Genomic DNA, 24,130 nt, shown 5'->3' on the forward strand with positions numbered 1-24,130 from the left:
TGAGCCGTGCGAGTGCCGTCGTCCCATTTTCTGGTGACCGACTCGGGTCAACAAGGCTGGCGATGGGCAGTCGGGTGTGCCAACGGTCTCTCCTGATAGGAATTTTTTCTTGACAGGGTGAAGGCAGCTATGGTACATTTCTGGTTATGGTGCTGAGTTGCGCCACGGACCCGCCGTACAGGCGGTTTTTTTCATTCAATGCTCTCTCAATAGCGCGTCGAGAAGGCTTGCACGGAACCCGCTGACCCGGATTCGTTGCTTGATGGCGGGCGATCCGTCTTCAGCCGGACAAGCCTTTCCTTTGACTTCGATCGCATCGGCTATAGCTATGCGACAAGCGTTCTCGCGGAGGCGTCATGCCGTTCAAGTTGAAACTGATCTCTCTCATCCTGCTGATGCTTGCTGCCTTCGCACAGCCTGTGCTGGCTGAAACGCCGGAGAGGCCGGCGCCGACCGGCGGTGTGCTGTCGCTGCTGCCGCCGCCGCAGGTCACCAGCCATTCGATCACGGTTGCCGGACGCAAGCTGGACTATCAGGCCAAGACCGGCACGCTGTCGCTGCTTTCAGGCAAGGCCGACGTCACGGCGGAGATCTTTTATGTCGCCTATACGCTGCGGCCACCGGCCGACGCGGCAAAAACGGCACCACGCCCCATTACCTTCGTCTTCAATGGCGGCCCCGGGGCGGCTTCCGCCTATCTGCATCTCGGTGCGCTCGGTCCGCGCATCATCACGACCGGAGCCGATGGCGAATTCCTGCCGCCGCCGCAAAAGATCATCGACAATCCGGACAGCTGGCTCGACATGACCGACCTCGTCTTTGTCGATCCGGTCGGCACCGGCTACAGCCGCGAGGCTCCCGGGCAGAACACCCACGACTTCTGGGGCGTCAACCAGGACGCCAGCTCGATCGGCGCCTTCATCCGGCTCTATCTGGCCCAGAACGGCCGCAGCGGCTCGCCGCTTTTCCTGGCCGGGGAAAGCTATGGCGGGTTTCGCGCGGCGCTGCTCGCCAGGACTTTGCAGGAAGATGTCGGCCTTAGCCCGAGCGGCATCGTGCTGATCTCGCCGGCGCTGGAATTCATGCTGGTGCAACCCGACGAATTCGAGCCGCTGCACTGGGCTCTCGAACTCCCCTCGCTGGCGTCGGTGCGGCTCAGTGCCGACGGCGTTACCGGCGAGGCGCTGCGGGCGCAGTTGGCCGCGGTCGAGCGCTATGCGCTTGGCGACTACCTCACGGCGCTGGCCAGCGGGCTGGAGCAAGGCGGGCGGCTGGCGAGCCAGCGGGTGGCCGAGATCACCGGCCTGCCCCTCGACCTCGTGCAGCGGAATTTCGCGCGTATACCGACCAGCCTTTTCGCGAGGGAGTTTGCCCGCTCGAAAAGCAAGGTGCTCAGCCCCTATGACGCCATGATCGGCACGGCCGACATCGCTCCTGAAAGCGCTCGCACCGCCGGACCCGATCCTGTGCTCGACCGCAGCGTTCCAGCATTGACCTCGGCTTTTGTCGGCTATGCCCGCGACGAATTGAACTACCACACCGATGTCAGCTACCGGCTGCTCAATGGCGAGATCAGCCGCAATTGGGACTACGGCACATCGCGGCAGGGCTATGCCGGCGTGATGAACGATCTGCAGCGGGCGCGCTCGCTTAATCCCGCGCTCGGCGTCGTCATCGTCAACGGCTACACCGACCTCGTCACGCCCTATCTGGCATCTCGCTATCTGGTGAACCAGGTACCGACGCTCGCCGGTGCAAAGCCCATCCGCGTCGATGTGCTGGACGGAGGACACATGATGTATTTCAGGCCGGACGGAAGGCGGGCGCTCAAGGCAGCGGCGGCGGAGCTTTACCAAGCGACGCAGTAAGCGTCGCTTGGAAACACCGGAGTGACGGGCAGTCCGCGATACGCTGGCGGGACAGTTCGCTCCTCTGTCCTCCAGGCAAAGGAGCCGCGAAGGACATCGCAGTTCATCTTGGCCGCCGGCTGCCTTCAACCGGCCTGCGGCGCCGAAGCGATCTCACACCCGTGGCTGTGACTTCACATGGGCAATGTAGCCGCGCACGTCGCTGGCCGGGTCTGCATAGGCCTTGCCGAGCTTCTTCTCCATCGCGGCCATGTAGTCGCTGGCCCATTCGGGCAGGGCATAGTCGATGACGGCGAGAAATTCGAGTGTCGCCGCCAGGCGGATGTCGGCGATAGACGGGTTCTTGCCTCCAATGAAGGGCTTGCCGTCCCTGAAGAAGGAGTGGAACACCTCCAGCGGTTCGGAGATGGCGGCGATCGCCGCCTTCTGCGCCTCGGCCTTCCTGTCGGGATGAGCGTCGCTGTGGCCGACCTCTCCGGCGTATTGCGGGAAACCGAGCGCCGGATAGGTGGCGCGCGCCACATAGGGATAGAGCGTGCCGATCAGGTAGAACATGGCGCTGTCGATCATCGCCCGCTTGGCAGGCGCCTTGGGGTAGAATTTCTCCAGCCCGTGCTTGTTGGCGAGATACTGCATGATGGCGCAGCTTTCCCAAAGCACCCCTCGCGGCAGGCCCTTGTCCTCGATCATCGGAGTCAGATGGGCCGGGTTGCGCGCCATGAATTCGGGCGAACGCGTGCTGCCCCAGGCGTCGGCCTCGGCATGGTCCAGCCCGGCGGCGCGGGCAAACACCCGAACCGTCATGTTGTTGACGCTGGGCTTCAGCATGCTGATCATCAGGGCGGGGTTCTTCGCCGATTTCCCCTTGGTCCTGGACGCGGTTTTGCCGGCGGTTGCTGCTTTTGACGCCGCCTTGGCCGAAGGCTTTGCCGATATTTTTGGCACCGGCTTGGTTGAAGCTTTTGCTGCTGGTTTTGCCATAGCCTTTGGTGTCGCCTTGGCTGCCGGCCTCCTCGCACCCTTCGTCGCTGTCTTTGCCATCTGTTCCTCCCTTTGTTTATTCAAAATCAATATGGATTGCGCGGCGCCCTGTCGGCCGACAATGTCGCGCGCGAGCGCTCGACCAGCGCCTGGATGGCGTCGGCCAGATGCGCCTCGGCGATGTTGTAGTCGCCACGCGCGACGCGGAGCTTGTGCGCTTCCATCAGCACGTCGGCATGGCCAAAGCCGGCCGGCGGCTCGAAACGGTAGGAAGCAAGTTCGATCAGCAGCCCAAGCGGATCCTCGAAATAGATCGAATCCATGAAACCGCGGTCCTTGACGCCACTGTGCTTGATGGCGCGCTCGTCAAGCCGGGCGACCGCCTGCAGGAAGGTGACGCGCGATACGGCAAAGGCGATGTGGTGGACGCAGCCCGTGTCGGTCGGCGTGCGGCGCTTTGCCGGCGTGCGGGTCTCGTCGGTAAAGATGGTGATCAGCCGCCCGTCGCCCGGATCGAAATAGAGATGGCTTTCGGCTGCCTTGTCGAGGTTGGGTTGCTCGAAAATGAATGGCATGCCCAGCACGCCTTCCCAGAAATCGATCGACGTCTGGCGACCGGCGCCGACCAGCGTGATGTGATGGACGCCTTGCGATTGCAGTTTCTGCATTGCGTTCTCCCCCTGATGTCGGCGTTTCGATATCCGTAAGTGCCGGCTGTCAGCCCGCCGCCATGATGCGAATGGCGTCTCTTATGCGAGCGCTGGCTTCCTGATCCGCGCCGTTCCCTTGGCTCGCCGAACCTTACGCGCCGGCTTTGTGAGACGATGCTAAACCAATCAGTCGCGCCGCGCCAGAAGCCGCATCCGGGATCGGCCCTGCCCCAACGCAAGCACGGCGCTGGAGCAGCGCCATGCAAGGTTTCGCCCCTATAGCTGGCGGGAGCGGAGCCGACAGGGGCCGGAGCCGTTTTCACACAAGGCCGCTTGTCGCATGGCCGATGTCGCCATTCTCGAAACACGCGAAAGGGTTCTCGCCGGTATCCTCCTGACCGGCGCCGCCTATTTGCTTTTTTCGACGCAGGACGCTTCCATCAAGCTGCTGGTAGCCGGCATGAGCGTCTGGCAGATCCTGTTCTTCCGCAGCATCACCATACTGACCGCCTGCGCGGCGATCGGCGGACGGCATCTCTATGCGGAGACGGCGCGGTCGCCGATCGTGTGGCCGATGCTGTTGCGCAGCGTCTTCACCCTGGCGGCGTGGCTTTGTTATTACAATGCCGCGCGCAGCCTGCAGCTCGCCGAACTGACCACCGTCTATTACGCGGCCCCGATCATCGTCACCGTGCTTTCGGTGGTGATGCTTGGCGAAAAAGTGCCAATGCTGCGCTGGCTGGCGGTGGCAATCGGCTTCGCCGGCGTCTTTGTCGCCTGTGACCCTGCCCATCTCGGGCTGTCCGTGCCGGTGCTGCTGGTGCTGGCCGCCGCTTTCCTGTGGGGCATCGCCATCGTGCTGTTGCGCAAGACAGCACTTGCCGAGCGCTCGATGATCCAGCTCATGCTCAACAATTTCTATTTCCTGATATTCTCGGCGGTGCCCGCGCTGCTTTGGTGGCAGACGCCTGGCTGGAGCGAACTGCTTCTGCTTGCCAGCGTCGGCGCGCTCGGCGGCTTGGCGCAGTATCTTCTCTTCGAAGGCATGAAACGGACGCCGGCCTCGATCATCGCGCCGCTGGAATACACTTCGCTGTTGTGGGCCTTCGCGCTCGGCTTCGCCATCTGGGGCGACGTGCCGCGTCGCGAAGTGTTTTTCGGCGCTGCTCTCATCATCACCGCAGGGCTGCTGATCGTCGGCGGCGAGCATTTTCGCAAACGGCTGTGACGGTCCAGATTGCTGACACTACGATGTCAGGACAGAACCACGTAAATTGGCTTTCATGACCGATGTAGCAGCCGCCACCGACACCGCAGAACGGACACTTGGCATCATCCTGGTGTCGTCGTCGGCGGCGGTGTTCGGATTGACCGGCGTGCTGACCAAATCGATCCATGCCGATCCGCTGACCATCACCTGCTGGCGCGGTTTCGTCGGCTCGATCCTGATCAGCCTCTATGTGCTGTGGCGCCGCCACCGCTCCGGCAACCGCGAGACGCTGCGGCTCGGCTGGCGCGGCTGGCTGCTGGCGGTGGAAGGCGCGCTGGCCAGCATTGCCTTCATCTGCGCCTTCAAATTCACCTTCGTCGCCAATGTCACGGTCATCTACGCGACGTCGCCTTTCATTGCCGCGCTGCTCGCCTTCCTGCTGGTGCGCGAGCCCTTCCGTCTTCAGACGATGTTAGCCGCCGCCGTCTCGCTTTGCGGCGTTGCGGTCATGGTCTGGTCGAGCTTCGGCACAGGCAATCTGTTCGGAGACGGGCTGGCGCTGCTGATGACGATCGGCAGCGCGCTCTACATGATCATGGTGCGCGCCTTCCGCGACACGCCGGCGGTCTGGGCAGGCGCGGTCTCGGCCCTGCTGTTGTTCATACTCGGCTGGTTCGTCACCGACCCGCTTGCCGTCTCGGCAAGGGATGCCGTGCTGCTCGTCGCCTTCGGCTCGAGCTTCGCACTCTCCTCGATCCTGTGGACGGAAGGCGCGAGGCTCATCCCGGCGGCTGAATCCGGCCTGCTCGGCTCTGCCGAAGTGCCGTTCGCGATCCTGTTTGCCTTCCTTTTCCTGGCCGAGATACCGCCCATGGCCAGCATGATCGGCGGCGCAATCGTGCTTTGCGCGGTCTTTGCCCATGCCGGCCGCGACTGGCTGTCGGCAAAGCAGCAACAAGCGCCAGGGCCGTTGTGAAAGCCGAGCCCAAAAAAATTTGCGCAGTCACGGAACCATCATCCGGTTCAGGCATTGTTGAGCCGACGGACCACCCCCCGAGTCCCCCCAAACCCCTCGGTCCGTCCTACTCCAAGCCGACCGCAAGGTCGGCTTTTTCTTTGGCCCCACGCCTGAAGACAGGCAGCTGTCAGCCAAAAAGTCCTGGCACAGCCAGGCCGGCGCCGAGCAGTGCGGCCAAATCCCGCGCCGGGTTCTCGGTATCGGCGCGCAGCCGGATGGCGAATTCGGCAACGGGCACGGGCGGCAGGTCGAACGTGCGCGGTGCTTCGACGATGCCGGAATGGGCAAAGCGCGCGGTGCGCAGCGTCAGCGCAATGCCGGCCTTGACCGCCGTGCGCAGGCCGGCCAGGCTCGCGCTGCCGGCCGCAACGCGATAGCGCCGGCCGGCCGAATCGAGCGCCGAGATCGCCGCTTCGCGGAAGCCGCAATGCGGATCGAGCAGCGCAAGCGGCAATTCGTCCTGTCGCGCAGCCAGCCCTTTTTGCGAACACAGCCACATCATCGGCTCGCGCAGCAGGCCGATTTCGTCCGGCGTCGCCGCCTGCCGCATAACGATCGCCAGATCCAGGCTACCGCCCTGAAGGGCTTGCGCCAGCTCGGCGGAGCGGCCGACGCGCAGCTCGATCCTGACGCGCGGATGGCTTTCGGCGAAGGCACGCAGCAAATCGGGCAAGCCGCTGTCGGCGAAATCCTGCGTCGTACCGATCGCGATGCGTCCGTCGGCCCTTGCGCCCTTCAGGCCGAGCCAGGCTTCACGATGCGCTGCAAGGATACGCCGGGCATGGCCGACAAGCTCCTCACCGGTCGGCGTCAGGCTGCGGCCCCTGCCCTGCGGCGCCAGGAGCGGTTCGCCGACAGCCTCTTCCAGCCGCTGCATCTGCGCCGTCACAGCCGACGGTGAACGGCCGACGATAGAGGCCGCCTGCGCCAGCGAGCCGCCGTCGGCGAAGGCGAGGAATGTCCTCAAGAGGTCGGGATCGAGCGTTTTCATAATTCGATATTATCGAAGTATTCTCTGAAAACAATTCGATTTTCATGTTTCCTGGTTGGTGACAGGGTTGCATCATCGGCTGACAGAGGCCGCCAGAACCAAGGAGAAGGACAATGCCCATCATCAACGTCAGCGTCACCGGGAAGCCCGACGCCACGCTGTCCGCCAGGATCGCCAAGGAGGCGACCGAACTCACCGCCACGCACCTTCGCAAGGATCCGACCATAACGGCGGTTGCCGTCTCCTATCTCGATCCGCAGCACTGGTTCGCCGGCGGCACGTCGCTGGCCGAGCATGGGACCAATACGTTCTGGCTCGACATCAAGGTGGTCGACGGCACCAACACCAAGCTCGAGCTGGAAGCCTATCTCAAGGCGATCTTCGCCGCCTTCGGGCGCCTGCTCGGGTCCGTGCACGAAGAAAGCTACGCCTTCGTCCACGAAGTGCCGGCCGCCGCCTACGGTTATGGCGGCAAAACGCAGGAATTCCGCTTCATCAGCGGGAGACTGAAGGCGGCGTAAAGGATGCCGCTTTTGCCCTTCCCTTCGTGAGAGGCGGCAAGAGGCCCTTGCGCATTGACCTTGCCCGCACATCGTCTAGGTTCTTGCCGAAGCGGCCGCAGAGCCGAGGTGCAAGGAACGTTGGGAGAGACGCGGCATGATCCTGACACTGGCGCTGCTTGCGGGTCTGGTCGTGGCCTGGCTGCTGATCGGGGTAGTGGAAAAGTTCCGCCTCGGCCTGCGCTTTGCCCAGGCGCTGCTCTACGTGCCGTTCAAGCTCGCGTACCGGATCAGCGACAGCCGCATGGCAATCGCGCGCGATGCGGCGGCGCCAGTCATCTATGTCATCTCACATCAGTCGCACTTCGAACCGGCGCTGATGCTGTCGCTGCTGCCTGACGACACGCTGCACATCCTCGACGGAGCCTCGGCCAGGGCACCATGGCTAGAGCCGTGGCGCGAGCTTGGCCGCACCATCGCCTTCAACGCCGAACACGTCTTCGTCAGCCGCAGGCTGGTGCGCGTGCTGAAGGGCAAGGGCCGGCTTGCCGTCTACCTGCCGGACGCGGTCGAGCCCGACGTCAAGTCGTTCCGGCTGTTTCGCGCTGTCACCCGCATCGCCATGCAGGCCGACGCCCGCATCGTGCCGATCTTCGTCGGCGGCGCCCGCGACCTTCCTGTCTCGCTGACGCCGGCCAGCATCGCGCCAAGGCGCTGGTTCCCTCGCCTGTCGATCAGCGCATTGGAACCAATGACCATCGCCGAGCTGGTGGCGCGCATTCCCGACCAGGCCTCGAACACCAACGCGCTGTTCGACCGCTTCGCCGAGGCGCGCTTCGCAGCCGCCGATCTCGATCGCGGCCTGTTCCTGGCCATGCGTGATGCCGCAACCAGGGTCGGCGCATCCCATCCGATCATCGAGGACGTCGTCTCGGGCGCGCTCAGCTATCGAAAACTGTTCATCGGCGCGCGCGTGCTGGGCAGGCGTTTCGAGGCGGTGACGGCGCCCGGCGAAGCGGTCGGCCTGCTCCTGCCCAACGCCAATGGCGTGGTGCTGTCCCTGGTCGGGCTGCTCTCGGCCGGTCGGGTGGCCGCGATGATCAACTACACCGCGGGTCCGGCCAGCGTCACCGCCGCCATCCGCACGGCGGTGATCCGCACGGTCGTCTCCTCCCGCGCCTTCATCGAGAAGGCCGACCTCGGCGATATCGTGACGGCGGTCGAAAAGGGCGGCGCGAAATTTCTCTGGCTGGAGGATACACGCGCAAGCGTGACGGCGCTGGAAAAGCTTACCGCCGCCTTGCTGTGGCGCTGGCCGCTGCAGCGCCAGGACGCAGCCAAACCCGCGGTCATCCTGTTCACCTCCGGTTCGGAAGGCACGCCGAAGGCGGTGGTGCTGTCGCACAAGAACCTTTACGCCAACGCCATGCAGGCGGAAGCCCGTATCACCATCTCGCCGGCCGATATCCTGCTCAACGTATTGCCTGTGTTCCACTCCTTCGGGCTGACGGGCGGCACCATCCTGCCGCTGGTCACAGGCGTAAAGTTGTTCCTCTACCCCTCGCCTCTCCACTACAAGATCATCCCCGAGATCGCCCGTAAGGTGAAGCCGACGGTCATGTTCGGCACCGACACTTTCCTCGCCAATTACGCGCGCACCGCCAAGGACGGCGATTTTTCCAGCCTGCGCTTCGTCGTCGCCGGCGCCGAAGCGGTGAAGCCGGAAACCCGCCGCACCTATCGCGAGCGTTTCCAGGCCGAGATCATCGAAGGCTTTGGGCTGACCGAGGCCGCGCCCGTGGTTGCCGTCAACACCGCCATCCATAGCCGCGACGGCACCGTCGGGCGGCTGCTGCCGGCCATCCGCATGAAGCTCGAACCCGTCGACGGCATCGATGGCGCCGGCCGTCTGTGGCTCGACGGCCCGAATATGATGATGGGCTACATGACCGCCGACCGACCGGGCGAATTGCAGCGGCTCGAGGGCTGGCACGACACCGGCGACATCGTCTCGGTCGACCGCGAGGGCTTCATCACCATTCGCGGCCGGGCCAAGCGTTTCGCCAAGATCGCCGGCGAGATGGTGTCGCTGGGTGCGGTCGAGATGCTGGTGGAGTCGCTGTGGCCGGAAGAGCGCCATGCCGCCGTGGCGGTGCCCGACAAACGGCGCGGCGAGCGCATCGTGCTGGTGACCACCGCCGACGATGCGAGTGCCGAGGAACTGCGCCAATTCGGCAAGAAGGCCGGGGCGGCCGAACTGATGGTGCCCAACGACATCGTCAAGGTGGAAGAGATCCCGGCGCTGGGCTCGGGCAAGACCGACTACGTGTCGGCCCGCAGACTGGCCATCGATCGTCTGGGGCTGAGTGCGGCGGCGTAGGCGAAACGGCCTGAAGGGTCGTCTCGCCTAAATCGCAGGCCCGGGCGCAAAGCGTTGGCGTTCAATGCACCCTCTGTCGCCTTCAAAGAGGGATAACAGCGTTATCCTATATCCGAAGGCGGCACCTGCTCGCCTTCCAGCCTGGCGCGCTTCGAATAGGCACGCACGCTGAACGGCAGGAAGAGGAGATAACCGGCGACGGAGGCCGTCAGCGTGTACCAGGGATAGGTCATCAAGAGCAGGATGTAGAGCACGACCCCCAGGATGACCGGCAATACCTTGTCACCCGGCACCTTGACGCTCTTTCCCGAATAGACCGGCAAACGGCTGACCAGCAGGAAGGCGACCAGTATGGTGAAGCCGGTGGCGATGAAGGCGGCCGGGCGGCCGGGCTCCATTCCAAGCCGCAGGAAATACAGATAAAGCGGCAGCATCACCAGCACGGCGCCCGCCGGCGCCGGTACCCCAACGAAATATTCGGTCTGCCATGCCGGCCGCTCGGCCTTTTCCTCGTCAAGAACATTGAAGCGGGCGAGCCGCATGCCGCAGGCGATGGTGAACAAAAGGGCGGCAATCCAACCCGGCGATCCCGCGCGGTCGAGCAGGAAAGCGTAAAGCACCAGCGCGGGCGCGACGCCGAAATTGACGATGTCGGCCAGCGAATCCATCTGCGCGCCGAATTTCGACGTTGCCTTCAGCATTCGCGCCAACCGGCCGTCTATGCCGTCGAGGAACGCGGCGAGCAGCACCATGACCACCGCGGGCTCGAAGCGGTTCTCGAAAGCGAAGCGGATGCCGGACAAGCCGGCACAGATGGCGAGCACCGTAACCAGATTGGGCAGCACCATGCGCATCGGGATTTCGCGGATGCGCGGGCCGCCGCTGGCATGCGCCTCGAATTTCTTGAACGGCGCGCCCACCGGTCAGGAGATCCGCACGAGAGGCGTGGCGGCGATACCGCCGAATTCCGCCAGCACCGTTTCGCCGGCGACGGCCGTCTGGCCGACGGCCACGCGTGGTGTCGCCGCCTCCGGCAGGAAGACATCGACGCGCGAACCGAAGCGGATCAGGCCGAAACGCTCGCCGATGGCGATCGAGCCGCCGGTCTCGGCCCAGCAGACGATGCGCCGCGCCACGAGGCCGGCGATCTGCACCGCCGCGACGGTGCCGTTGGGGCTGTCGATGACCAGCCCGTTGCGCTCGTTCTCGGTGCTTGCCTTGTCGAGTTCGGCATTGAGGAATTTTCCGGGCCGATGCTCGATGCGGGAAATCTTGCCGCGCACCGGGGCGCGGTTCACGTGGCAGGAAAAGACGTTCATGAACACCGATATCCGGGTCATTTCGGTATTGCCGAGGCCAAGCTCGCGCGGCGGCACGGCCGGGCCGACCGCCGAGATGACGCCGTCGGCGGGGCTCACCACCAGACGGTCGTCGACCGGCGTCACCCGCTCGGGATCGCGGAAGAAATAGGCGCACCAGGCGGTGAGGATGAGCCCGATCCAGAACAGGATCGAGGAGAAATAGCCGAGGAAAAGCGTGCCCGCGCCAAAGGCGGCGATGAACGGATAGCCCTCGCGATGGATCGGTACGAACGCGTTCTTGACCGTATCGACAAGGCTCATGGGATGGGGCAGTCCCTGTTTCAGGTTCGGCCTCAATAACCGAAACACCCTCTGCCCGCAACGCGACAATGGGGAAGGAGGGGCGCGCAGTAGCCTTTTAGAATTGTCGGCCGCCATGTCGGCAAGCCATACGCTCGCCCGTCCTTGGCAGGACAGTGCCCCGCGACGCCTTCGGAACGGTGACGTGGGTCACGCAGCCAAGGAGCCAGCAATGTCATCCGTTGCCGAGAACGCCAAGATTATCGCCAAGGGCCTCGCTTTCGGGGAATCGCCGCGTTGGCATGAGGGACGCCTGTGGCTCTGCAACTGGGGTACCGGAGAGATCGTCGCCGTGAGCGACGAGGGCAAGAGCAGGGTGATGCTCACCGTGCCAGCGGTCCTGCCCTACTCCATCGACTGGCTGCCGGATGGCAGGTTGCTCGTGATTTCAGGCCGCGAAGGCCTGCTGCTAAGGCAGGAGGTGGATGGCAGGCTCGTCACCCATGCCGATCTGCGCGACCTTTCGAAAAGCCCCTGGAACGAGATCGTCGTCGATGGGCGCGGCAATATCTATGTCAATGGCGGCGGCCCGGCGCCGGCACCCGGCCAGCATTTCGGCCCGGGCACGATCGTGCTGATCACGCCGGACGGGACGGCCATGCAAGTGGCTGGGAATATCGCGTTTGCCAATGGCATGGCTGTGACCCCGGACAACAGGACGCTGATCATTGCCGAGTCCCACTCCAACCGGCTGACCGCCTTCGACATAGCCGCCGACGGCACTCTGGCTAATCGGCGGGTGTGGGCCGATGTCGACGGCTATCCCGATGGCATCTGCCTCGATGCCGAAGGGGCGGTCTGGTACGCGGATGTTCCCAACAAGCGCTGTGCGCAGGTACGCGAAGGCGGTGAAGTGATGCAGACCGTGACCGCCGATCGCGGCTGCTTCGCCTGCATGCTGGGCGGTGTCGACGGCAGGACGCTGTTCATCACCGCAGCCGAGTGGCGCGGCTTCGACCACATGACAAGCGACGCCCGCACTGGTCAGGTGCTGGGCGTCGCTGTTTCCTCGCCTGGCGCGGGATGGCCGTCTTACATTTCGGTCACACGCTGATTGGCGAAAGCGACGGAGATAGCCAACGCCGCTACGACAGCTCCGACGTGCGCCTGCGCACCACCACACCCAGTTCGTCGCTTTCGCGGGCGATGCGCAGACGCTCCTCGGCTTCGGTCGCCTCGCGCTGGCGGTCCCACATCGAGGCGTAAAGCCCGTGCTTGCGCATCAGATCGGCATGTGTACCGCGTTCGGCGATCTGGCCGTCCTTGAGCACGATGATTTCGTCGGCCGTGATCACCGTCGACAGCCGGTGGGCGATGACGATGGTGGTGCGGCCCCGGCTGACCAGGTCGAGCGCGGCCTGGATTTCCTGTTCGGTATGGCTGTCCAGCGCCGAAGTCGCCTCATCGAGCATCAGGATTGGCGGCGCCTTGAGGATGGTGCGGGCAATCGCCACGCGCTGCTTCTCGCCGCCGGAAAGCTTCAGCCCGCGCTCGCCGACCATCGAGCGGTAACCCTCGGGCAGCCGCTCGATGAAGGGGCCGATCTGGGCGAGTTCGGCCGCCTTGCGCACCTCCTCCTCGCTGGCGCCGATGCGGCCGTAGCGGATGTTGTAGGCGATGGTGTCGTTGAACAGCACGGTGTCCTGAGGCACCATGCCGATCGCCGCGCGCAGGCTCTCCTGCGTCACCTCCCTGACATCCTGGCCGTCGATCAGCACCTGGCCCGACTGGATGTCGTAGAAGCGGAACAGCAGCCGCGAGATGGTCGACTTGCCCGCGCCCGAAGGACCGACGATGGCGACGGTCTTGCCGGCCGGCACCTCGAAGCTGATGCCTTTCAGGATCTTGCGGTTCGGGTCGTAGGAGAAATGCACGTCACGGAATTCGACCTTGCCGGCCTCGATCGCGAGCGGCCTGGCATCAGATTTGTCGACGATCTCCTGCGGCACGTCGAGCAGGTCGAACATCTGCTCGATATCGGTGAGGCCCTGGCGAATCTCGCGGTAGATGAAGCCGATGAAATTGAGCGGCACCGAGAGCTGCATCAGCATGGCGTTGATGAAGACGAAATCACCGACGGTCTGCGTGCCACGTTGCACTTCGAGCGCGGACATGCACATCACGATGACCGTGCCCAGCCCATAGATGACGCCCTGGCCGAAATTCAGCCAGCCGAGCGACGTCCAGATTCTCGTCGCCGACATCTCGTAGCGCGCCATGGAGCGGTCGAAGCGCTCGGCCTCCATGGCCTCGTTGTTGAAATATTTGACCGTCTCGAAATTGAGCAGAGAGTCGATCGCCTTGGTGTTGGCGTCGGTGTCGCTGTCGTTCATGTCGCGGCGGATCGAAATGCGCCAGTCGCTGGCGCGAACCGTGAACCAGACATAGAGCCAGACGGTGACCGCCACCACGGCTACGTATTTCCAGCCATAGGTGTAGGCGAAGATGCCCGTGGTCAGCGCGAATTCGAGGATGGTCGGCGCCGTGTTGAGCATGATGAAGCGCACGATCGTCTCGATGCCCTTGGTGCCGCGCTCGATAATGCGCGACAAGCCGCCGGTGCGCCGTTCGAGATGGAAGCGCAGGGACAACTGGTGCATGTGGACGAAGGTGCGGAAGGCAAGCTGGCGCACCGCGTACTGGCCGACGCGGGCAAACAGCGCGTCGCGCAACTGGTTGAAGCCGAGTTGCACGAGCCGCACGACATTGTAGGCGACAACCAACATGACTGGGGCGAGCAGGAAGGCGGGCAGCGGCGGCGTCGATCTGCCGTCACCGGCCAAGGCGTCGGTCGCCCATTTGAAGAAATAGGGTCCCGCGACCAATGTCAGCTTGGCAACCACCAGCAGAATTGTCGCCCAGGTGACGCGCGCCCGCAGATCGGCACGATCCGCCGGCCACATATAGGGCCAGAGGTTAAGCAGCGTCTTGAAGGTCGGGGAATCGGCGGAGACGGTTTTTTCGGCCACTTTTCTTGCCTTTTGGGTGAGAGGGTCAGCGGCTGGTCGAGCAGGAAACGACGAGCGCGCTCAACGAAGCCGACACGCCGGCAAGCGCGGCTTGGTCCACCTCGTAGCGCGAGCGCTGGCGGTCAGGCGCGAAGCGCACCAGCCCCGCCTCGACCAGGATCTTCAGATGCTGCGAGACGGTCGACTGGGCGAGATCGAGATGGTCGACAACGTCCCGACAGCAGCAGAAACCGCTGGCGGACAGGCGTTTCAGGATCTCGATGCGCGCAGGGTGCGAGAGCGCGGCGAAGCGGGCCGCGATGGAGTGGCTGTCGGTGGTGCAAGAGGTTGGCGCGCTCGTCGCGCGGTCCGGTTCAGGCAGGGATTCGGTCATCGTTCATCGGCGATAGACGATGAACAGTGACGAGGCAAGCTGGCCGGATGGGGAGATTGCAGGCGGAGGGCTGCGAAGGATCGGCTTCGGAACGGCTTGCAGCCGCCCCGCTGACGCTTGCCTACTCCGTCTTCGCCGAATGCGTCGTCATCTGGTCACCCATCGCCTTGAGGTCGGCGGCCTCGCCTTCCTTAGACCGTGGCGGGACCTTGAACACCTGTCCCGGCCAGATGCGGTCGGGATTGCGGATCTGGTCCTGGTTGGCGAGATAGATTGTCGAGTAGCGCATGCCATAACCGTAAACGCGCCGCGAAATCCGCCACAGCGTGTCGTGACGGCGGATGATCACGGCGCCGTTGGCATGTTCGAGCTTAGGTGAAACAGTCTCGGCCACATCGGAAGGCGGCGTGGCCACTGCATCGGCCGGAGCCGGTTCCGCCGGGTTGGCGGGCGCTTCAGCGGCAGCCGACGGTTCGGCAGACTTTGCATCGGCCGCCTTGGATCCAGCAGGCGCCACGGCGGCGACCGCCTCGCCCGGTTCGCGCTCGAACGGTACGGCGGCGCGGGCCACCACCTTCACCCCGTCGGCATCGAGGCCATCGACACGGATGGTGTAACTGCCGACCGGTACGTCGCGCCTCGCCTCAACCAGGAAATGGCCATTCGGCGATGTCTGCGCTTCGCCAAGCAGGATGTCGTTGGCATAGGCGCGCACCTTGCGGCCCGGGTCGGCGAGGCCGGCGACAAAGATCTTGCTGCCGTCAATCTCGACCGCTTCGACAACGATCTTGGGTTCGGCCACGGATGGCGCGGGCGGCGTTGTCGGCGCCGCAGGAGCAGGCGTTGCTTCGATGGCGGCGGACGCGCCTGGCGCCGGAGCCGCGGCTGCAGGCGCTTCCGGTGTTGTCTGCGGCTGGGGCACGGTCAGCAGTTCGGCCGGCTTGCCCGGTTCCTCGACCATGGCCAGCACCTGGCCGCTCGCATTGGCGGGAATGGAGACGACGGCCGTCTGGGCGGAAGCGGTCGCGACATCGCCGGCGGTGGAGCGCAAGGCAATCGTATAGTCACCAGGCTTCAGCGGATCATCGAGCACGATGACGAAGGCGCCATCCGGACCGGCGACCGTCGAGCCGATCACGGTCGAACCGTTGAGGATCTCGACCTTTGAATTGGGCGCGGCATTGCCGGCGACGACGATCGAACCATCGCCTTCAACGCGCACCACGTCGAAGGTCGGGGCGATCGGACCCGCGACGGCAGGCGCGGTTGCCTCAGAGGTGGGAGCGGACGGTGCCGCAGCCTGCGGCAGCCGCGCTTCCGTGCCCGGATTGGCCGGCTTCGGCGCCACAGGCGGAGCCTGCGCCGCGACGTCCGCCGGCGGCGTGCGATTGAAATATGGGTCGAGCGCGCCCGACACATAGGCGGTTCCCGCGACCGCAACGGTCCCACCCGCCGCGAACAGAAACGCCTTCAACGGATTGATCGCCATCTACTTCCCTGCCCCTTAGCCACCTAACGCCGGTCTAGCCTGTTTTACCATCACCGACAAGAAAAAGCCCGGACTTCTCGGCCCTTAGGGCTTGACCGCGCTTTCAGACCCAATCACCAATCATCGGCATGAATACGATTCGATCCGTCTGCGTGTATTGCGGCTCGTCTCCGGGCCGTGATGAAACCTATGCCAAGGCTGGTCACCTGCTCGGGCGATCGCTTGCGCGCTCCGGCCTCAGGCTGATCTATGGCGGCGGCACCAAAGGTATCATGGGCGCCGTCGCTGAAGGCGCGCTCAAGGCCGGCGGCAAGGTCACCGGCATCATTCCCCGCTTCCTGATCAACAGGGAAGCAACCGAAACCGCGCTAGACCGGCTCGACGAGCTCGTGATCACCGAAAACATGCACGAGCGCAAACATAAGATGTTCGAGAAATCCGACGCCTTTGTGGCGCTGCCGGGCGGCATCGGCACAGTCGAGGAGATCGTCGAGGTCATGACCTGGGCGCAACTTGGCCATCACCGCAAGCCGATCGTCTTCGGCAATGTCGGCGGATTCTGGGATCCCATGCTGGCGCTTATCGACCATATGGCAACCGAAGGCTTCATTCACACCGCACAGCGGGTCAAGCCGCTGGTCGTCAATGACCCCGAGGCAATCGTCGCCGCCATCATGGTGGCAGGCTCCTCGGTCGATGCGCCGACGGAGGGCGTGCAGTCGGTGATAGATAAGATGTAGGGGAGTAAGGGAGTAAGGGAGTAGCGGAGTAAGGCAGTAGCGGAAGACAGAACCTACTGCCCTACTGCCCTACTGCCCTACTGCCCTACTGCCCTACTGCCCTACTGCCCTACTGCCCTACTCCAGCCTGCCGCAGATCAGCGATTACCGCCCGCCGATCTTGGCGCCGCCAGGCAAAATGGATCGAGACCTTGCGCTCGAACCATGGCAGGTCCCGAAACAGGATCCCGGGAGGCGCGGCGATGCGCAGGCTCGACTGGACGGTGGCAAGACCGAGGCCGGCGCTGACAAGGCCGAGCGAGGTCAACGGGTCCGCCGTCTCATAGGCGATATCGGGCAGGAAACCCGCCTTGGCGCAGGCGGCCAGGAACTGGCCGCGATTGGTGTCGTCGGGCTGGCGCACGACGGTGATCCAGACGCGGCCGTCGAGATAGTGCGGCTGGATATCGGCCACTTCGGCGAGCGGATCGTCTTCGGGCATCGCCAGCACCAGCGGCTCGTGGCGCAGCGGCGTGCTGGCGATATCGGGATCGTCCGCGGCGGGCGGCGAATAGACCAGGCCCAGATCCAACGACCGCTGCCGCAGTTCCTCGATCTGCGCCGCCGAGCGCAGGCTTCTCAACTGGAGATGAAAATCCGGCCGGTCGCGGCGGAATTGGCGCAGCATCGCGGCGACAAGCCCGGAATGCACGGCGCCTTCGACATAACCGATGGCAAGACGCCCGACAGACCCGCTGGCAAGGTTTCGACCAAGTTCCTCCAGCCGGCGCGCGTTCGACAGCAGCGCGCGGGCCTCGGCGAGAAAGGCGCGGCCCTCGGCATTGAGATGGACGCGCTGTTTTACCCGTTCGAACAGGATCACGCCAAGCTGCTGTTCAAGCTGCATGATCTGCCGGCTCAGCGGCGACTGCGAAATATGCAGCAGTTCGGCGGCGCGACCGACATTGCCGGTTTCCGCGACTGCGACGAAATATCTGATCTGGCGCAAGTCGAACATTTTTTGCTTCGCGGCATCCAGTCCCCAAAGGTCTCAACTTTAGCCTAATCGGTCTTTGACAGTCTGACCACCCAGCGCGATACCTGCTGTCATCAACCGCTGACAAACAGGAGACCGACATGCAGTTCTTTGCCCTTCTCACCCGCAACACCGAAAAGTTTACCGATGCCGATTTCGCGCCGCTGCTGCCCGGCGAGGCCGAGCAGCGGCGCACGCTCTATGCCCAGGGCGCGGTTCGCCAGGTCTGGAACCGTGGCGACATTCCCGGGAGCGGCATGATGTTCGAGGCGGCCAGCGATGCCGACGTGCGCAGTCATCTCGGCAGCTTGCCGCTGGTCAAGGCCGGCATGATGGACATTGCCGCAATCGTGCCGCTGAACCCTTATCCCGGTTTCGGTCCGAAGCGCTAAGTGTGGCAGTCGCAATGCGGTGGCGGCGAAAGGCGCCGCCGCACTGCCGCGGCCGCTCAAGAGAGTGTGATCGGCTGTCAAGGAACCGTCACACGAAACCCCGCCGCCCATGCTAGATGTTGCAATCACGCGCCGCCAAGCGGTGCGATGCTCGAAATATGCATCCGGCACTACACCATGGATACTGCTCTCGCCCCGGAAGGCGCCGACCTGTCGCCCTACCTGCCAGACGAGCATGGGCTGTTCTTCATCTATCATTTCACCGCCGACGGCCTGCGCACCAAGGATGCCGCCGGCGCGCATTGGACGTGGCGCAGCTACCAGCTTTCCGACATGCGCGCACGCCACGAGATCGCCGCCGAACAGGCCCTGCCGGCGCCAGTGCGCGAGGCCTTCCTGTCCGCCAGCCATGGCTGCCACATCGACCTCGAGGATGACTGGCTCTACGGCGACCTGCCGGACCTGCGTCACGACTATTCGGCGGAAGCCGGCGGGCTCGGCCATTTCCGTTTCGCCCTCAACGACACCATGCTGGTCGGCGCCCGCAAGCAGCCCTTGCAGTCGGTCGACAATATCCGCAAGGCGATCGAGAACGGCTCGCGCAAGTTTCGCTCGCCGGCCGAGCTGATCGAGGCGGTCGTGGGCCAGTCGTTCGACGGCATGGCGGTGGAACTCGCTGCACTTGGCGACAGTCTCGACGGCATCGAGGACCGCATCGTCTGCGACGCATGGGACAATGAGCGGCAGGCGCTCGTCGATGCGCGCCGGCACCTGGTGGTGATCCACCGGCAGATGGCGACCCTGACCAATCTGTTTCGCCATCTCGACCATTCGCACCGCAACGACCTGCCCGATTCGATCAACGACATGGCAGCACGGCTTTCGCACCGCGCGCAGACGCTGCACTATGATGGCGAGCAGTTGCAGGCACGCGCCAGGCTGTTGCAGGACGAGCTGATGGCCAAGCTGACGACGCAGTCGAACCGGCTGCTCTACGTGCTGTCGGTGATGACCGCGGTGCTGTTGCCAATGACGATCATCTCGGGCCTGTTCGGCATGAATGTCGGCGGCTTGCCGCTGGTCAACACGCCGATAGGCTTCTGGGTGGTGACCGCGGTTTCGATCCTGATCGCCGGAGCGACCTATCTCTTCGTCAGGCGGCTCGGGCAGATGTAGCCCGGCGCGCCGTCGCCAGCATCGACCAGGAATACATGGCCAGCGCCGCCCAGATCAGGGCAAAGGCGACAGCCTGGGTGGTGTCGAACGGCTCTTTGAAGATCAGCACGGCGATCAGGAACACAATGGTCGGCGCAATATATTGCATGATGCCTATGGTGGAGAGACGCAAAAGCCTGGCGCCGAATGCGAACAGCAGCAGCGGCACCGCAGTCACCGGCCCGCAACCGGCCAGCAACGCCGCATCGACGCCGTTGCCGGAAACGAAATGGTCCTGTCCGGTGGCGATCAGCCAGGCGATGTAACCCAAGGCGGGCACCGACAACAGAAGCACTTCGAGCAGAAAACCCTGGCTGGGGCCGATCGGCAGCGTCTTGCGGAAAAAACCGTAGGCGGCGAAGGAAAAGGCCAGCGCCAGCGATACCCATGGCAACTTGCCAGCCTCGATCGTCAGCACGGCGACCGCGATCGCCGCAAGCACCACGGCCGCGATCTGCAGCCGATCGAGCCGCTCACTGAGCAGCAGGGCGCCGACCACGACGCTGACCAGGGGATTGATGTAATAGCCAAGGGCGGTCTCGACGGTGCGGTCGACGGCGATCGCCCAGACGTAGACGCCCCAATTGACCGAGATCAGCGCCGCCGTCAGCGCCGCCATGGCGATCGTGCGGGGCGAACGGATTGCCGCCTTGAAATCCGCCGTGCGGCCGGCCCAGACCAGAACCGCGGCGGCGATCGGCACCGACCAGACGATGCGGTGGGCAATCACCTCGGCAAGCGGCAGGTGCGCAACCGCTTTCATGTAGAAAGGCAGCAAACCCCACAAGAAATAGGCACCCAGCGCCAGCAGGAAGCCGCGGCGGGCTTTTGAAACTGCGTCCTGGGTAATTGCTTCAGCGGCCATGGCCCAACGCTATGGCCCAGTAACCTTGGCAAGACCATCGCAAAGTTCTGATGGATCAATGGACTTTCGCTGATGGTTCAAACTTACTCCGCCGCCACCAGACCCGCCATGTCCCGGTTCTTCATCAGCTTGTAGATGATGGAATCCATCAGCGCCTGGAACGAGGCGTCGATGATGTTTTCGGAAACGCCGACCGTCCACCAGCGGGCACCTGTCGCATCATGCGATTCGATCAGAACGCGAGTGATCGCCTCGGTGCCGCCATTGAGGATACGCACCTTGAAGTCGGCGAGTTCCAGATCGGCGATTTCGCCCTGGTATTTGCCGAGATCCTTGCGCAGTGCGATGTCGAGCGCATTGACGGGGCCGTGCCCCTCGGCCACCGACATCTTCTCCTCGCCCTCGACCAGCACCTTGACCACCGCTTCCGACACCGTCTTCAACTGGCCATTGGCATCGAAGCGGCGTTCGATCATGCAACGGAACGAGGTGACGTGGAAGAACTCGGGCAAGCCGTGCAGCATCTTGCGTGCCAGGAGCTCGAAGGAGGCGTCGGCGCCCTCATAGGCATAGCCGGAGGCCTCACGCTCCTTGACCACCGATATCAATGCGTCGAGCCGGTGATCGTCCTTCGGCACATCGATGCCGCGCCGCTTCAGCTCGGCCAGGAAATTGGCCTTGCCGCCCTGGTCGGAAACCATGACGCGGCGGCGGTTGCCAACCGCTTCCGGCGGCACATGCTCGTAGGTCGCAGGTTCCTTGGCGAGCGCCGAAGCGTGGATGCCGGCCTTGGTGGCGAAGGCGGAAGCGCCGACATAGGGCGCCTGCGCCTCCGGAGCGCGGTTCAAGAGTTCGTCGAAGGCGCGCGACAAGCGCGAAATGCCGGTAAGCGCCTCGGCGGAAATCCCCGTCTCGAAACGGTCGGCGAAGGCCGGCTTCAACGCCAGCGTCGGCACGATGGAGATCAGATTGGCGTTGCCGCAGCGTTCGCCAATGCCGTTCAGCGTGCCCTGGATCTGGCGCACGCCCGCTTCGACCGCGGCCAGCGAATTCGCCACCGCCTGGCCGGTGTCATCATGGGCATGGATGCCGAGATGGTCGCCGGGAATGCCCGCGGCGACGACCCTTTCGACTGTTGCGCGTAGTTCCGAGGGCTGCGTGCCGCCATTGGTGTCGCACAGCACCACCCAGCGCGCGCCGGCATCATAAGCGGTCTTGGCGCACGCCAGCGCATAATCCGAATTGGCCTTGAACCCGTCGAAGAAATGCTCGCAATCGACCATCGCCTCCTTCCCCGCGGCAATGGCGGCTTCCACCGAGGCCTTGATGGACTCCAGATTCTCCTCATTGGTGCAGCCGAGCGCCACACGGACATGATAGTCCCAGCTCTTGGCGACAAAGCAGATGGCGTCCGACCGCGACTGGACGAGTGCGGCAAGCCCAGGATCGTTGGAAGCCGACACCCCCGCCCGCTTGGTCATGCCGAAGGCGACGAACTTTGCCTGCGCGGTGCGCTTCTCCCTAAAGAAGGCCGTGTCGGTCGGGTTGGCGCCGGGGTAACCGCCCTCGACATAGTCGAGGCCGAATTCGTCGAGCAGCTTGGCGATGGCGATCTTGTCCTCGACCGAGAAGTCGATACCGGGCGTCTGCTGGCCATCGCGAAGTGTTGTGTCGAAGAGGTAGAGGCGTTGCTTTTTCATCGTCCTGTGGGCGCTTGAACGCCCCCCTCTGTCCTACCGGACATCTCCCCCTCAAGGGGGGAGATCGGCAGTTCGAATGTCCCGCCATCACCTGCGGCGCTGAAAATTTGCGAAACCCCGGGTGATGGCCAATCTCCCCCCTTGAGGGGGAGATGGCCGGCAGGCCAGAGGGGGGTGAGCGCCGACATCAGTTTTTCCCCACAAACCCATCCGTAGCCCGGATCAGCCGGTCCAAGATACCCGGCTCGGAATAGGCATGGCCGGCACCCTCGATCAGGTGAAAATCCGCCTTCGGCCAGGCCTTGTGCAGCGCCCAGGCGTAGCGTGCCGGGCACGGCATGTCGTAGCGGCCGTGGACGATGGTGCCGGGAATGTCCTTCAACTTCCAGGCATCGCGCAGCAACTGTCCCTCCTCCAGCCAACCGGCATGGACGAAGTAGTGGTTCTCTATGCGGGCGAAGGCGACGGCGTAGTCGTCCTCACCAAACGGTCCGCTGGTCTCCGGCTCGGGCAAAAGCGTGATCGTCTCGCCTTCCCACAGGCTCCAGGCGCGGGCCGCCTCGATCTGCGCGTTTCTGTCGGACCCTACCAGCCGCTTGCGATAGGCGGCCATCATGTCGCCGCGCTCGGCCTCGGGGATCGGCGCCAGGAAGCGCTCCCACTTGTCGGGAAACATCTCGGAGACGCCGAACTGATAGTACCATTCGAGTTCGGGGCGGGTCAGCGTGTAGATGCCCCGCACGACGAGCTCACTGACGCGTTGCGGGTGCGTCTCGGCGTAGGCGAGCGCCAGCGTCGAACCCCAGGAACCGCCGAAGACCAGCCATTTGTCGAAGCCGGCCATTTCGCGCAAGCGCTCGATATCGGCGACCAGGTGCCACGTGGTGTTGGCCTCCAGCGAGGCATTCGGCGTCGACTTGCCGCAACCGCGCTGGTCGAACAGGATGACGTCGTAGAGATCGGGATCGAACAGCCGCCGATGCTTTGGCGAGATGGTGCCGCCCGGCCCGCCATGCAGGAATACCGCCGGCTTGGCGCCTTTGGTGCCGGAGCGTTCCCAATAGACCTGGTGGCCGTCGCCGACGTCGAGCATACCGCTCTCGAAAGCTTCGATCTCGGGATAAAGCGTGCGCAGTTCAGAGCTCATAGTTGCAAACCTTTGGACGGCCAGTCCGTCGTTTCATGGTCGGGATGCTGGAAGGAGATGATCTCCTCCTGCCTTGCGTAATAGTCTGGATCCTGGTGGACGGGCTGTTCGAAGATCGTCTCCACCCAAGGCAGCCGCCCGGCGTAATTGACCTGGATCTGCGGCGCCAGGTCGGAGCGATCGTCGAAGGCGCCGATGGCGATCTCCAGGCCGCCGGGCTGGCGGTAGGTCAGCGGCGTGCCGCAGCGGGCGCAGAAACCGCGATCGATGTTGACCGAGGACTGGAAATAGCTCGGCTCCTCACGGGTCCATTCGACGCCGTCCTTCGGCGCCGTCACCAGGGCGCCGAAAAGGGAACCGAACTGTTTCTGGCACATGCGACAGTGGCAGATGGACGGGCGTCCAAGCTTGCCCTTGATGCGGAAGCGCACGGCGCCGCACTGGCAGCCGCCGGTTCGAATGGTCTCGCTCATGATGTTTTCTCCGGCGGCCATTGCTCGGTGTCGTGGTCGGGATGCTGGTAGGAGACAAGCTCTGCCAGATAGGGGGCCGAACCCATGTCCGCCATCGTATCCTCGCCCGGCAATTCTGGAATGGAATCGACGTAAGGCAGCTTTGCCTCGGTGCCCCATTGGATGGTCGGCGCGATATCAGCCGGAGCGTCGAAGGCGGCAATCGCCAGCGCCATGCCGTCCGGCGCCTCGAAAGTCAGCGGCGTTCCGCATTCGGCGCAGAACCCACGCCAGGCAGCGTTCGACGAGCGGAAGCGCTTGGGCTCGCCGCGCGTCCAGTCCACCTTGGCGCCGCGCACCGAGACCAGCGGAAGGTAGAAATTGCCGCTCGCCTTCTGGCACATGCGGCAATGGCAAACCGAGGCATCGCCGAGTGCGCCCTCGACGCGAAAGCGCACGGCGCCGCACTGGCAGCCGCCGGTGTAGATCGGCCGGTTGTCGAGGCTCATGGCAG

The 24,130-nt window shown here is 64.2% G+C and carries 23 protein-coding genes; 9 read left to right on the forward strand and 14 right to left on the reverse strand.

Going from position 1 to position 24,130, the window contains the following annotated elements:
* Positions 1–356 precede the first annotated feature (356 nt).
* Positions 357–1,868, forward strand: coding sequence for a peptidase S10 (locus FJ946_RS01715; protein WP_140562448.1), 1,512 nt, complete (start codon positions 357–359; stop codon positions 1,866–1,868).
* A gap of 153 nt (positions 1,869–2,021) precedes the next feature.
* Here FJ946_RS01715 and FJ946_RS01720 read toward each other — a convergent pair whose 3' ends face one another.
* On the reverse strand, positions 2,022–2,909 hold the full coding sequence (locus tag FJ946_RS01720) for a glutathione S-transferase family protein (RefSeq protein WP_140562450.1): 888 nt from the start codon (positions 2,907–2,909) through the stop codon (positions 2,022–2,024).
* Positions 2,910–2,935: 26 nt separating this feature from the next.
* A complete protein-coding gene (locus FJ946_RS01725) occupies positions 2,936–3,517 on the reverse strand; it encodes a VOC family protein (RefSeq protein WP_140562452.1) in 582 nt (193 codons plus the stop codon).
* 322 nt (positions 3,518–3,839) lie between these two features.
* Between FJ946_RS01725 and FJ946_RS01730 the strand changes: the two genes are divergently transcribed.
* Positions 3,840–4,727 (forward strand): DMT family transporter, encoded by an 888-nt coding sequence (locus FJ946_RS01730; RefSeq protein ID WP_140565042.1) that lies wholly within the window; start codon positions 3,840–3,842, stop codon positions 4,725–4,727.
* 55 nt (positions 4,728–4,782) lie between these two features.
* Positions 4,783–5,685, forward strand: coding sequence for a DMT family transporter (locus tag FJ946_RS01735; RefSeq protein ID WP_140517836.1), 903 nt, complete (start codon positions 4,783–4,785; stop codon positions 5,683–5,685).
* 169 nt (positions 5,686–5,854) lie between these two features.
* Here the strand turns inward: FJ946_RS01735 and FJ946_RS01740 are convergent, their stop codons facing one another.
* Complete coding sequence (locus FJ946_RS01740; RefSeq protein ID WP_140494499.1) at positions 5,855–6,718, reverse strand: LysR substrate-binding domain-containing protein; 864 nt, start codon at positions 6,716–6,718, stop codon at positions 5,855–5,857.
* A gap of 113 nt (positions 6,719–6,831) precedes the next feature.
* Between FJ946_RS01740 and FJ946_RS01745 the strand changes: the two genes are divergently transcribed.
* Positions 6,832–7,239 (forward strand): 4-oxalocrotonate tautomerase family protein, encoded by a 408-nt coding sequence (locus FJ946_RS01745; protein WP_140494501.1) that lies wholly within the window; start codon positions 6,832–6,834, stop codon positions 7,237–7,239.
* A gap of 136 nt (positions 7,240–7,375) precedes the next feature.
* Positions 7,376–9,598 carry an AMP-binding protein gene (locus FJ946_RS01750; protein ID WP_140565040.1) on the forward strand — a complete coding sequence of 741 codons (2,223 nt, stop codon included), beginning with the start codon at positions 7,376–7,378 and terminating at the stop codon, positions 9,596–9,598.
* A gap of 101 nt (positions 9,599–9,699) precedes the next feature.
* On the opposite strand, the gene FJ946_RS01755 is transcribed toward FJ946_RS01750, so the two are convergent.
* Positions 9,700–10,518 (reverse strand): phosphatidylcholine/phosphatidylserine synthase, encoded by an 819-nt coding sequence (locus FJ946_RS01755; protein WP_140565038.1) that lies wholly within the window; start codon positions 10,516–10,518, stop codon positions 9,700–9,702.
* 3 nt (positions 10,519–10,521) lie between these two features.
* Complete coding sequence (locus tag FJ946_RS01760; protein WP_140494507.1) at positions 10,522–11,220, reverse strand: phosphatidylserine decarboxylase; 699 nt, start codon at positions 11,218–11,220, stop codon at positions 10,522–10,524.
* Positions 11,221–11,431: 211 nt separating this feature from the next.
* On the opposite strand from FJ946_RS01760, the gene FJ946_RS01765 reads away from it, so the two are divergent.
* A complete protein-coding gene (locus tag FJ946_RS01765) occupies positions 11,432–12,313 on the forward strand; it encodes an SMP-30/gluconolactonase/LRE family protein (RefSeq protein WP_140555771.1) in 882 nt (293 codons plus the stop codon).
* Positions 12,314–12,344: 31 nt separating this feature from the next.
* Here the strand turns inward: FJ946_RS01765 and FJ946_RS01770 are convergent, their stop codons facing one another.
* The 3 genes from FJ946_RS01770 to FJ946_RS01780 all read right to left on the reverse strand — a co-directional run bounded on the left by FJ946_RS01770 (position 12,345) and on the right by FJ946_RS01780 (position 16,090).
* Positions 12,345–14,228: an ABC transporter ATP-binding protein/permease gene (locus FJ946_RS01770; protein WP_140494512.1), complete on the reverse strand. Its 1,884-nt coding sequence runs from the start codon at positions 14,226–14,228 to the stop codon at positions 12,345–12,347.
* Between the two features lie 25 nt (positions 14,229–14,253).
* Positions 14,254–14,601 (reverse strand): metalloregulator ArsR/SmtB family transcription factor, encoded by a 348-nt coding sequence (locus tag FJ946_RS01775; RefSeq protein ID WP_140494514.1) that lies wholly within the window; start codon positions 14,599–14,601, stop codon positions 14,254–14,256.
* Positions 14,602–14,722: 121 nt separating this feature from the next.
* Complete coding sequence (locus FJ946_RS01780) at positions 14,723–16,090, reverse strand: Ig-like domain-containing protein (protein WP_140565036.1); 1,368 nt, start codon at positions 16,088–16,090, stop codon at positions 14,723–14,725.
* A gap of 128 nt (positions 16,091–16,218) precedes the next feature.
* Here FJ946_RS01780 and FJ946_RS01785 point away from each other — a divergent pair, with 128 nt between their 5' ends.
* Positions 16,219–16,830, forward strand: a complete 612-nt coding sequence (locus FJ946_RS01785) for a TIGR00730 family Rossman fold protein (RefSeq protein ID WP_140494518.1) — start codon at positions 16,219–16,221, stop codon at positions 16,828–16,830.
* A 109-nt stretch (positions 16,831–16,939) separates the two neighbouring features.
* On the opposite strand, the gene FJ946_RS01790 is transcribed toward FJ946_RS01785, so the two are convergent.
* Complete coding sequence (locus tag FJ946_RS01790; protein ID WP_140565035.1) at positions 16,940–17,827, reverse strand: LysR substrate-binding domain-containing protein; 888 nt, start codon at positions 17,825–17,827, stop codon at positions 16,940–16,942.
* 119 nt (positions 17,828–17,946) lie between these two features.
* Between FJ946_RS01790 and FJ946_RS01795 the strand changes: the two genes are divergently transcribed.
* Positions 17,947–18,237, forward strand: a complete 291-nt coding sequence (locus FJ946_RS01795) for a muconolactone Delta-isomerase family protein (RefSeq protein ID WP_140555775.1) — start codon at positions 17,947–17,949, stop codon at positions 18,235–18,237.
* Positions 18,238–18,414: 177 nt separating this feature from the next.
* Positions 18,415–19,413 carry a transporter gene (locus FJ946_RS01800; RefSeq protein ID WP_140565033.1) on the forward strand — a complete coding sequence of 333 codons (999 nt, stop codon included), beginning with the start codon at positions 18,415–18,417 and terminating at the stop codon, positions 19,411–19,413.
* Here the strand turns inward: FJ946_RS01800 and rarD are convergent.
* The 5 genes from rarD to FJ946_RS01825 form a co-directional block, all read right to left on the reverse strand.
* On the reverse strand, positions 19,391–20,317 hold the full coding sequence (gene rarD / locus FJ946_RS01805) for an EamA family transporter RarD (protein ID WP_140565031.1): 927 nt from the start codon (positions 20,315–20,317) through the stop codon (positions 19,391–19,393). The two genes, FJ946_RS01800 and rarD, sit on opposite strands and share 23 nt — an antisense overlap.
* Positions 20,318–20,400: 83 nt before the next feature.
* The gene (gene cimA / locus FJ946_RS01810; protein ID WP_140494530.1) at positions 20,401–22,017 is read right to left on the reverse strand and encodes a citramalate synthase; all 1,617 of its coding nucleotides are present in this window, start codon (positions 22,015–22,017) and stop codon (positions 20,401–20,403) included.
* A gap of 187 nt (positions 22,018–22,204) precedes the next feature.
* Complete coding sequence (gene pip / locus FJ946_RS01815; RefSeq protein WP_140517824.1) at positions 22,205–23,164, reverse strand: prolyl aminopeptidase; 960 nt, start codon at positions 23,162–23,164, stop codon at positions 22,205–22,207.
* The gene (locus FJ946_RS01820) at positions 23,161–23,637 is read right to left on the reverse strand and encodes a GFA family protein (protein WP_140565029.1); all 477 of its coding nucleotides are present in this window, start codon (positions 23,635–23,637) and stop codon (positions 23,161–23,163) included. Before FJ946_RS01820 ends, pip begins: the two co-directional genes overlap by 4 nt.
* Entirely contained in the window at positions 23,634–24,125 is a 492-nt protein-coding gene (locus tag FJ946_RS01825; protein ID WP_140494536.1) for a GFA family protein, read from the reverse strand. The genes FJ946_RS01820 and FJ946_RS01825 overlap by 4 nt, the downstream gene beginning before the upstream one ends.
* Between the last annotated feature and the right edge of the window lie 5 nt (positions 24,126–24,130).

The sequence above is a fragment of the Mesorhizobium sp. B2-4-7 genome (assembly GCF_006442685.1).
Taxonomy (GTDB): Bacteria; Pseudomonadota; Alphaproteobacteria; order Rhizobiales; family Rhizobiaceae; genus Mesorhizobium.

What these genes read in the sequence shown, in the direction of transcription:
- FJ946_RS01715 (WP_140562448.1), top strand. Translation starts at nt 357, where the DNA reads ATGCCGTTCAAGTTGAAACTGATCTCTCTCATCCTGCTGATGCTTGCT.
- FJ946_RS01720 (WP_140562450.1), bottom strand. Translation starts at nt 2,909, where the DNA reads ATGGCAAAGACAGCGACGAAGGGTGCGAGGAGGCCGGCAGCCAAGGCG.
- FJ946_RS01725 (WP_140562452.1), bottom strand. Translation starts at nt 3,517, where the DNA reads ATGCAGAAACTGCAATCGCAAGGCGTCCATCACATCACGCTGGTCGGC.
- FJ946_RS01730 (WP_140565042.1), top strand. Translation starts at nt 3,840, where the DNA reads ATGGCCGATGTCGCCATTCTCGAAACACGCGAAAGGGTTCTCGCCGGT.
- FJ946_RS01735 (WP_140517836.1), top strand. Translation starts at nt 4,783, where the DNA reads ATGACCGATGTAGCAGCCGCCACCGACACCGCAGAACGGACACTTGGC.
- FJ946_RS01740 (WP_140494499.1), bottom strand. Translation starts at nt 6,718, where the DNA reads ATGAAAACGCTCGATCCCGACCTCTTGAGGACATTCCTCGCCTTCGCC.
- FJ946_RS01745 (WP_140494501.1), top strand. Translation starts at nt 6,832, where the DNA reads ATGCCCATCATCAACGTCAGCGTCACCGGGAAGCCCGACGCCACGCTG.
- FJ946_RS01750 (WP_140565040.1), top strand. Translation starts at nt 7,376, where the DNA reads ATGATCCTGACACTGGCGCTGCTTGCGGGTCTGGTCGTGGCCTGGCTG.
- FJ946_RS01760 (WP_140494507.1), bottom strand. Translation starts at nt 11,220, where the DNA reads ATGAGCCTTGTCGATACGGTCAAGAACGCGTTCGTACCGATCCATCGC.
- FJ946_RS01765 (WP_140555771.1), top strand. Translation starts at nt 11,432, where the DNA reads ATGTCATCCGTTGCCGAGAACGCCAAGATTATCGCCAAGGGCCTCGCT.
- FJ946_RS01775 (WP_140494514.1), bottom strand. Translation starts at nt 14,601, where the DNA reads ATGACCGAATCCCTGCCTGAACCGGACCGCGCGACGAGCGCGCCAACC.
- FJ946_RS01780 (WP_140565036.1), bottom strand. Translation starts at nt 16,090, where the DNA reads ATGGCGATCAATCCGTTGAAGGCGTTTCTGTTCGCGGCGGGTGGGACC.
- FJ946_RS01785 (WP_140494518.1), top strand. Translation starts at nt 16,219, where the DNA reads ATGAATACGATTCGATCCGTCTGCGTGTATTGCGGCTCGTCTCCGGGC.
- FJ946_RS01790 (WP_140565035.1), bottom strand. Translation starts at nt 17,827, where the DNA reads ATGTTCGACTTGCGCCAGATCAGATATTTCGTCGCAGTCGCGGAAACC.
- FJ946_RS01795 (WP_140555775.1), top strand. Translation starts at nt 17,947, where the DNA reads ATGCAGTTCTTTGCCCTTCTCACCCGCAACACCGAAAAGTTTACCGAT.
- FJ946_RS01800 (WP_140565033.1), top strand. Translation starts at nt 18,415, where the DNA reads ATGGATACTGCTCTCGCCCCGGAAGGCGCCGACCTGTCGCCCTACCTG.
- rarD (WP_140565031.1), bottom strand. Translation starts at nt 20,317, where the DNA reads ATGGCCGCTGAAGCAATTACCCAGGACGCAGTTTCAAAAGCCCGCCGC.
- cimA (WP_140494530.1), bottom strand. Translation starts at nt 22,017, where the DNA reads ATGAAAAAGCAACGCCTCTACCTCTTCGACACAACACTTCGCGATGGC.
- pip (WP_140517824.1), bottom strand. Translation starts at nt 23,164, where the DNA reads ATGAGCTCTGAACTGCGCACGCTTTATCCCGAGATCGAAGCTTTCGAG.
- FJ946_RS01820 (WP_140565029.1), bottom strand. Translation starts at nt 23,637, where the DNA reads ATGAGCGAGACCATTCGAACCGGCGGCTGCCAGTGCGGCGCCGTGCGC.
- FJ946_RS01825 (WP_140494536.1), bottom strand. Translation starts at nt 24,125, where the DNA reads ATGAGCCTCGACAACCGGCCGATCTACACCGGCGGCTGCCAGTGCGGC.